The organism is Caulobacter sp. P1_B12_2, assembly GCF_056406675.1.
The window spans coordinates 1-8,238 of record NZ_JBFTZS010000309.1; the positions used below are offsets into that span (position 1 = coordinate 1).

4 protein-coding genes are annotated in these 8,238 nt (G+C 70.7%); all 4 read right to left on the reverse strand.

Going from position 1 to position 8,238, the window contains the following annotated elements; genetic code table 11:
- The coding region (locus AC1DZ6_RS17585) for a TonB-dependent receptor (RefSeq protein WP_477098436.1) at positions 1-1,554 on the reverse strand (1,554 nt) is incomplete at its 3' end.
- A gap of 199 nt (positions 1,555-1,753) precedes the next feature.
- Complete coding sequence (locus tag AC1DZ6_RS17590; RefSeq protein ID WP_477098437.1) at positions 1,754-2,011, reverse strand: hypothetical protein; 258 nt, start codon at positions 2,009-2,011, stop codon at positions 1,754-1,756.
- A gap of 5 nt (positions 2,012-2,016) precedes the next feature.
- Positions 2,017-2,766, reverse strand: coding sequence for a phosphocholine cytidylyltransferase family protein (locus AC1DZ6_RS17595; protein WP_477098438.1), 750 nt, complete (start codon positions 2,764-2,766; stop codon positions 2,017-2,019).
- Positions 2,767-2,868: 102 nt separating this feature from the next.
- Positions 2,869-8,238 (reverse strand): hypothetical protein (locus AC1DZ6_RS17600; RefSeq protein ID WP_477098439.1); only part of this gene is annotated, 5,370 nt, incomplete at its 5' end.

The following is an 8,238-nucleotide window of genomic DNA, read 5'->3' on the forward strand; positions in this document are numbered from 1 at the left end:
GCCCTGGATGGTCGGACCCCGGAAGCCCTTGGCCGCGCGGGCGTAGAGGTTCAGGTCGGGGTTCACTTCGTAGTTGGCGCTCAGGTCCCAGCTGACCTGCTCGTCCGACAGGCGCACGTAGCGACGACCGGCATAGGTCTGGACGTTGGCGGCGGTGTTGGCCGTCTTGACCAGGGTGGTCTTCTTGGCGTCGTAGGTGTCGCGCAGGCCGCCGGTGATCGTCAGGGCGTCGGTCAGCTTGTAGCTGACCTGGCCGAACACCGCCCACGAGGTGTTGAGGTTGTCCAGCCGCACCCAGTTGTTGGGGTTGTAGCCGGCGCTGCCGGGCTTCAGGAAATAGGCGCGCTGGTAGAAGTCGGTCGTGTCGCGCGAGTCGAAGTACAGCGCGCCGACCTGCCACTTCAGGCGGTCGTCGCCGTTGCTGGCCAGGCGGATTTCCTGGGTCAGCTGGTCCAGGTCGCGGATCTGGCCCATCGATTGGCCAAAGCCGTTGGGAACGCCGCCGACCGGATAGTTGGCGGCTGCGCCGCCGTCGGTGTCGCCGCGGCTGTAGCCGGCGGTGGTCTCATAGGCGCTGATCGAGGTCAGGGTCACCGGACCCAGGTCGTAGGCGATGTTCAGCGACGCGCCCTGGGTGTCATAGGCCTGCGGGTTGTTGTTTGCTTCGTCGAAGGCGACGCTGTCGCGCGGGGCCGAAGAGCTGTTCGAGCCCTTCTTCAGGGCCTGGCGCAGGAACAGGGTCGAGGTGCCCTCGTAGTTGCGGGCGTGGGCCGAGGCCAGGACCGTCAATTGCTCGGTCGGGGTGGCCAGCAGTTGGACCCGCACGTCCTTCTCGTCGAAGCCGCCCATGGCGTTCTTCTGCGGCGTGACGGTGCCGTCGGCGCTGGCGCCGGCATAGGTGTTGTCGACGTAGTCGTCGCGGTGCTGGTAGAGCGCCGAAACGCGGAAGGCCAGCTTGTCGGCCACGATCGGGCCGCCGATGCCGCCGTCGAAGGTGGTCGTGCCGTAGGTGCCGTACGAGGCGCTGGCGCGGCCTTCCAGGGTCTGGGTCGGCTTGTTGGTGTCGAACTTGACGATGCCGGCGGTGGTGTTGCGGCCGAACAGCGAGCCTTGCGGGCCGCGCAGCACTTCAACCTGCTTGACGTCGAACACTGGGTTGGACTTCAGCACCACGTGTTCGAGCACGACGTCGTCCTGGATGATCGACACCGGCTGCGAGGCGCCGAGGTAGAAGTCGATGTTGCCCAGGCCGCGGATGTAGAAGCGCGGGAAGATCCGGCCCGTGGTGGTCTCGGCGTAGAAGCTGGGCACCTTGCCCGACAGCGAGATGATGTCGTCGCCGCCGCCCTGAATGGCGCGCAGCTGGTCGCCGCCGACCACGGCCACCGAGACCGGGACCTTCTGCAGGTTTTCCGACCGGCGCTCGGCCGTGACCACGATCTCGTCCAGGGCGGTCGAGGACGCCTCCTGGGCGAAGGCCGTGTTGGCGAAGGCCAGGGCCGAGAGACCGGCGCTCAGCAGGAGCGCGCTTTTACGAGCGTTGAAACGAGACATTGGAACCCACCGCATCCGTGATTGGAAAGCTGAACCGACAAGAGAGAGACGAAAGCGCCGGTCGTTGATTCCGCCGTCGCTTGTAAGATCCCGCTTACTTGCTCGCGGGCCTGCGGCCTATAGGCATGTTGCATGACATCGCCGTGACAGACGTCGCGGCGAGTCGGTGACTAGATTGTCGGCAGCGCGGTGGCGCCCGTTAGTCGGGCGCCCGATCCGATAGCAGGATGTCGGCGCGTTCACGACGCAGGCGGAAGGCCCTGAACACGAAATAGGCGGCCCAGAACACAGCCAGGCCCAAGCCCACCCAAACCCATCCGGCGTTCTCGCCTAAACCGGTGGTCAACCGGTCGAGCATTGCTCCCGCCGGCGAGAACAGCAAGAGCACCATGAAGGCGAAAGCAACGATGGCGGCTTTCAGCCGGTCCCCTCGATGCATCGAGACGGGCAGTTGCAAGGCGCCTATTCCCCCGCCGCGACCCAGGCCGCCGCCAGGGCGCGGTTGGCCGGCAGGTCTTCGGGGAAGTCCATCTCGGCCCATTCCAGGCCCTCGATCGACTGGGTCCGGACCACGTCGTGCTCCTGGGCGATCTGGTTGATCACGCTGAGGTACCAGCGCTTGAGGCCTTCCGGCGTGCGCAGGGCCTGCTCGACGATGCGGGTGAACAGGGCCGCGCCCTCGGGGTCGAACTTCAGGAAGCCGATCGACTCGGCGTCGTACTGCTCGATGGTCTTGCCGATGGCGCGCAGGGACAGGCCCTCCGTCAGCACCTTCATGTCGTCGGCGTCATAGCCGCCCTTGCGGTCGATGGTGACGGTGATCGGGGCCGGCGGCGCGGCGATCAGGGCCTCGGCGATCGCCCGTTCGAACAGGGTGTCGCCGTTCAGCAGCAACACGTCCCCGACCAGTTCGCCGCGCGCCAGCCAGCAGGTCGCCAGGTTGTCGGTCAGGGCGTAGAACGGGTTGAACAGGGTGCGGACCTTCAGGCCCGCGATGTCGAGCCCAGCGACCTCCTTTTCGACGGTGTCGGCGGCGAAGCCGGTCACCACCACCGCCTCGGTGATCCCGGCCTCGGCCAGGTGCTTGAGCTGCCAGTGCAGCACGGTGCGGCCCGAAAGTTCGACCAGGCATTTGGGGCGCGTATCGGTGAGCGGCGACAGGCGCTTGCCCTGGCCGGCGCTGAGGATGATGGCTTTGGCCGGCTTTGCCACGGCGGGTCTCGTCTATCTGTCGGGGACGCGAAGAGCGCGAAATAGCGACGACGGGGCGGGTCTGGATCCCGGCCTTCGCCGGGAAGAGCGGATCGTTGGGCGTTAGAACGGCACGGTGAACTTGACGGCCAGGGCCTGGTTGCTGACCCGCTCGCCGAACTGACCCGACCAGTTGACCTTGGCGCTGGCCCCCTTGGCGTTGACGATGGCCAGGCCCAGCTCGGCGTCGGCCGTGGTCTTGTCCAGCCGCGCGGCCACGTCGAACGAACCCGCCACCGGGGCGGCGCCTTCGAACGCGGTCGTGAACTGCGGCGCGCGGCCCGACAGCATGTGGCTGGCGCCGATCCGGGCATAGGGCCGGATCGCCGTGACGCCCTGCATGAACTCGCCGCCCACCTCCAGCTTGACGCTGGCGCGGGTGGACTGATCGACCTGCTTGGGCGCGATCAGGTTCAGGGCCCCGGCGCCCTTTTCCGCGAAGCCGTCGGTCGAGATCCGGGCATGGTTCAGCTCGGCGATCGGCTTGGCGTAGGCGTGGTCGTCACCGAAGCGATAGCCGGCCCGCAGGGTGATCGCCTGGAACGTCTGGCTTTGCTTGGCCTCCGCCATCCGCAGCCCCGAGGGCAGCAGCACCGCCCTGTGCGTCTCGACCGAACTCGTGCCGGCGGTGAAGGCCATGGCGGCCGTGACCGGACCGTCCGCGGCCTTGGCCACCAGGCCGACCTGATAGCGCTCGCCGTCGCCCTGGGTGCGGGTCGGGATCCCGGTCCGCAGGTCTTCGGCCGAGAGCGCCGCGCCGAACCGCCAATGCGGACCCGCCGCGTTCTCGAAGCCCCCCGACAGGCCCGCCGAGCGCTCCCGGAACGCCATGTCCTGCGCCGTGGCGTCCAGCTTCAGTTGCCGTCCGCCCGCCTTGGTCCAGACGCAGCTGTCGGCCTCGCCCTGACCCGGCGCCGTCGGGCAGGTCATCATCGAGTCCGTGAAGCCGGCGATCGCGAAGTTGGTCACCGCCACCTGGTCGGCATAGGTCTCGGCGCTGAAGCTGTCGTAGTAGTCGGCCAGCTTGACCTGCGAGGGCTCCCAGAACAGTTCCGCGGTCACCGGCGCGAACGCGTCGGTGCTGCCGGCCAGCTGGATGCTGTTGATGTGGTCGCCGACCGCCGTGCGGTTGGCGTTGAACCCGGCGGGCGAGAAGTCGACCACATAGTGCAGGTTCAGGTCGTCGGCCGTGGTCTTCAGCTCGAAGGTGGCGATCGACGAGACCGGCGCCACCAGTTGCAGGCCCGAAGCCGTGACCACGCCCGAACCGTTGAGGATCGAGGCCGTGTGGTCGCCCGGCAGGATGTGGCCCGGGTCGGCGATCTGCAGGACGAACTTGCCCTTGAGGTCCAGCGAACCGGTGATGTCGAGGCGGTCGATCTCGCCGGCCTTGCCCGTCTTGCCCAGGTCCAGGTCGGCCAGGAACACGCCGGTCGCGGTCTGCTTGAAGTCACCTTCGACGCTGCTCACCTGAACCAAACCGTTGCCGCCCGGCGTGACGATCCCGTCATTGGTCAACAGGCCGCCGTTCAGCTTCACATAGTCCAGCGTCACCAGGGTCGAGGTCGTCGTGTTGCGGAAGGCGTTCGTACCGCCTCCCAGGTCGATGTTGCCGATCACGCCCTTGTTGCTGACGATGGTGTCGTTGCCGGTGGTGCCCAGGATCGCCAGGTTCGAGGCCGCCGACACCACGCCGTTCAGGGTGATGAGGTTGTTCTTGCCGCCGTCGATGAACACGCCCTTGCCGTAGACCGCGCCGCCGCGAACGTCGCCGTTCAGGGTGGCCACGATGTCGGCCGCCGCATAGGTCGGCGTCGCCGCGGCCGAGAGGGCCAGGCTGTGCGATCCCRCCGCCGGCACGTCGCCCGCCTGGCTCTGGAAGAAGGCCCCGACGCCGTTCTTGGCGCCGGCCCAGATGTTGCCGTTCTGGATCACCGTGACCGTGCCCGCATCGCCCGTGCCGCCCAGCGAACCGGCGAACGACAGGCCCAGGCCGCTGCCGAACAGGCCGCCGCCGCCGCCCACCGACTGGGCGAAGATCCCGACCGAGCCCTCGCCCAGCAGCACGATATTGCCGGTGTTGGTCACCGTGACATTGCCGCCGTCACCGCCGTAGCCGTCCAGCGGGTTGATGCTCATGTCGGCGTAGTCGCTGTAGTCCTCGCCGCCATAGGCGCTGAAGTCGCCCCACGAGGCGATGCCCAGCGAGACGTCGCCGGCCACGCCGCCGCCGCCGCCGATGCTCTGGGCGAAGATCCCATAGGCGCCGTAGCCCTCGGTCTGGATCAGGCCGCTGTTGGTGACGGTGACGTCGCCGCCGTCGCCGGCCGTGCCGCCGACGCCCGAGAACACGATCTGGCCGACGCCCGTGATCGTCCCCTCGCCGCCCGTGCCGCCGCCGCCGCCCACGCTCTGGGCCATGACGCCGTGCGACAGTCGGCCCGAGGTGTAGATCGCGCCGCTGTTGTCGACCGTGACCGCGCCGCCGTTACCGGCCGAGCCGCCCGTGCCGCCGATGCTGATGCCCCAGGCCGGCTCGCTGAACGAGTCGACCAGGTCCTTGGCGGCGGTCAGCTTGCCGACCTCGCCCATCGTCTTGGAAAGAGCGTCGCTGTAGGAATAGGTGTCGGGGCCGTCGTAGTCGGTGGCCCCGCCGGTGCCGCCGCCGCCGCCCACGCTCTGGGCGAACACACCGCGCGACAGCGCGCCTTCGGTGACGATGGTCCCGCTGTTGGTCACCTTGACCGCGCCGCCGTCGCCGGCCACGCCGCCTTGGCCGCCGATGCTGACCTCGCCGGCCAGGCCCGAGCCGCCGTCGCCGCCGCCGCCGCCCACCGATTGGGCGAACACGCCGTGGGCGTCCTTGCCCTTGGTCCAGATCACGCCGCTGTTGCCGACCGTGACCAGGCCGCCGTCGCCGCCGCCCGCGCCCGAGCCGCCGATGGCGATCTGGCCGCCCTTGGCCTCGCCCTTGTTGGCCAGGTCGAGGAAGGTGACGACCTCCTCGCCCTGGGTCGAGATCAGGCCGCCGCGACCGCCGCCGCCGCCGACCGACTGGGCGAACACGCCGTGCGAGTCGCCGCCCAGGGTCAGGATCTGGCCGCTGTTGGTCACCTGGACCTCGCCGCCGTCGCCGGCCGCGCCGCCCTGGCCGCCGATCGAGACATTGACCGAGGTCGCCTTGGCCGTGCCGGCGCCGGAGGCCTTCTTGGAGAAGCTCAGCGAGAAGCCGCGGGCGTCGCCGCCGCTGCCGCCGCCGCCGCCCACCGATTGGGCGACGATGCCGGTGGAGTTGCCGCCGATCGTGCTGAGCGAGCCGCTGTTGATCACCTGGACCAGGTCGCCGTCGCCGGCCTCGCCGCCGAAGCCGCCCAGGGCGATGGCGTACGTGCCGTTCTTGCCCTGGCCGAAGCTGCCCGAGGCCGCCGTGGCCACGCCGGCGTCGCCGCCGCCGCCGCCGATGCTCTGGGCATAGATGGCGTTGGCCTGGGACTCGCCGGTGGTGGTCACCACGCCGCTGTTGGTCACCTTGACCACGCCGCCGTCGTCGCCCGTGCCGCCCATGCCGCCCAGGGCGACCGAGATGTTGTTGCTGTTGGAGCCCAGGCTGACCGTGCCGGCGCCGCCGGCCATGTAGTCGGACCACTGGTTCTCGTCGATGCCGGCCATGCCGCCATGGCCGCCGCCGCCGCCGATGCTTTCGGCGAAGATGCCGTGCGACTGCTCGCCGTGGGTGACGACCAGGCCGCTGTTGTCGACCGTGACGTCGCCGCCTTCCGAGCCCGCGCCGCCGAGGCCGCCGATGTTCATGGCCAGGTTGGTCGAATTGCCGCCCGACACCGCCAGGGCTCCGGCCGCGCCGCCGGTCCCGCCGCCGCCGCCCACGCTCTGGGCGAAGATGCCGATGGCGTCGTCGCCCTCGGTGACCACCAGGTCGGTGGAGACGACCTTGACGTCCCCGGCCATGCCGCCGCCGGCGGCCGAACCGCCCAGGGCGATCGAGATGTTCTTGGACTTGGCTCCGCCCAGCGCCGCCGAGATGGCCATGCCGCCGCTGCCGCCGCCGCCGCCCACGCTCTGGGCGAACACGGCCGTGGCCCCGTCGCCGGTGGTGCCGACCTTGCCGTTGTTGGTCACATAGACGTCTTTGCCGTCGCCCGCCGCGCCGCCGAAGCCGCCGATCGACACGCCGATGGCGATGTTGTCGGTCGACGAAAGGCCGCCGCTCAGGGCGCCGGCCAGGCCGCCGTCGCCGCCGCCGCCGCCCACGCTCTGGGCGAACACGCCGTAGGCGCGCGCGCCCTGCGTGGTGGTCACGCCGTCGGTGGTCACGTGGACCTCGCCGCCGTCGCCCGCCGCCGCGCCGGCGCCGCCGATGCTGGCCGAGACGCCGACCGTGCTGGTCCCCGCCGTCAGGGCGCCGGCCAGCGAGAAGCCGCCGCTGCCGCCGCCGCCGCCGATGCTCTGGGCGATCAGGCCGTGAGCGTCGTCGCCATGGGTCACCGCGCCCAGGTCGCTGATCACCGTGACGGTCATGCCGTCGCCGCCCGCGCCGCCGAAGCCGCCGATCGAAGCGCCGATCGCCTTGGGCGCGCCCGAGGACAGGGCCGCCGTCACCGCGGCCGAGAAGCCGCCGTTGCCGCCACCGCCGCCGATGCTCTGGGCCTGGACCGCATAGGCGCGGTCGCCGTGGGTTTCGATCAGGTCGCGGCTCTGGACGGTGACGTCGCCGGCGTCGCCGCCGACCCCGCCGCCGCCGCCGATGCTCAAGCTGCCCGCGCCGGTGCTCTGGCCGACCGAGACGCCGGCCGCCAGCGAGAAGCCGCCGCTGCCGCCGCCGCCGCCGACCGACTGGGCCAGGATGCCGACCGCGTCGTCGCCGTGGGTTTCAATCTGGTTGAAGCTGTCGACCGTGACCGCCTTGCCAGCGCCGCCGCCAGCCCCGAAGCCGCCGACGCCGACCGCGACCGCGCCGCTGGTGTTGCCGACGGCGACCGCCAGGGCCCCCGTCCAGCCGCCCGCGCCGCCGCCGCCGCCGACCGACTGCGCCTGGACGCCATGGGCCCGGTCGCCGGTGGTCGAAATGTCCGCATGGCTGGTCACATCGACGATGTCGCCGTCGCCGGCCGCGCCGCCGAAGCCGCCGATGCTCAGGCTGCCCGAGCCGGAGGTCTGGCCCGCGCCGACGCCCGCCGTCAGCGAGAAGCCGCCGCTGCCGCCGCCGCCGCCGATCGATTGCGCCAGCACCGCCGTGGCGTCGTCGCCCAGGGTCAGGATCAGGTCGATGACGTCGACCTCGACCTCGCCGCCGTCGCCGCCCACGCCGCCGAAGCCGCCGACGCCGATCGAGACCGCCGCGCCGGTCTGGCCCGCGCCCACGGCCAGCGAACCGCTCCAGCCGCCGCTGCCGCCGCCGCCGCCGATGCTCTGGGC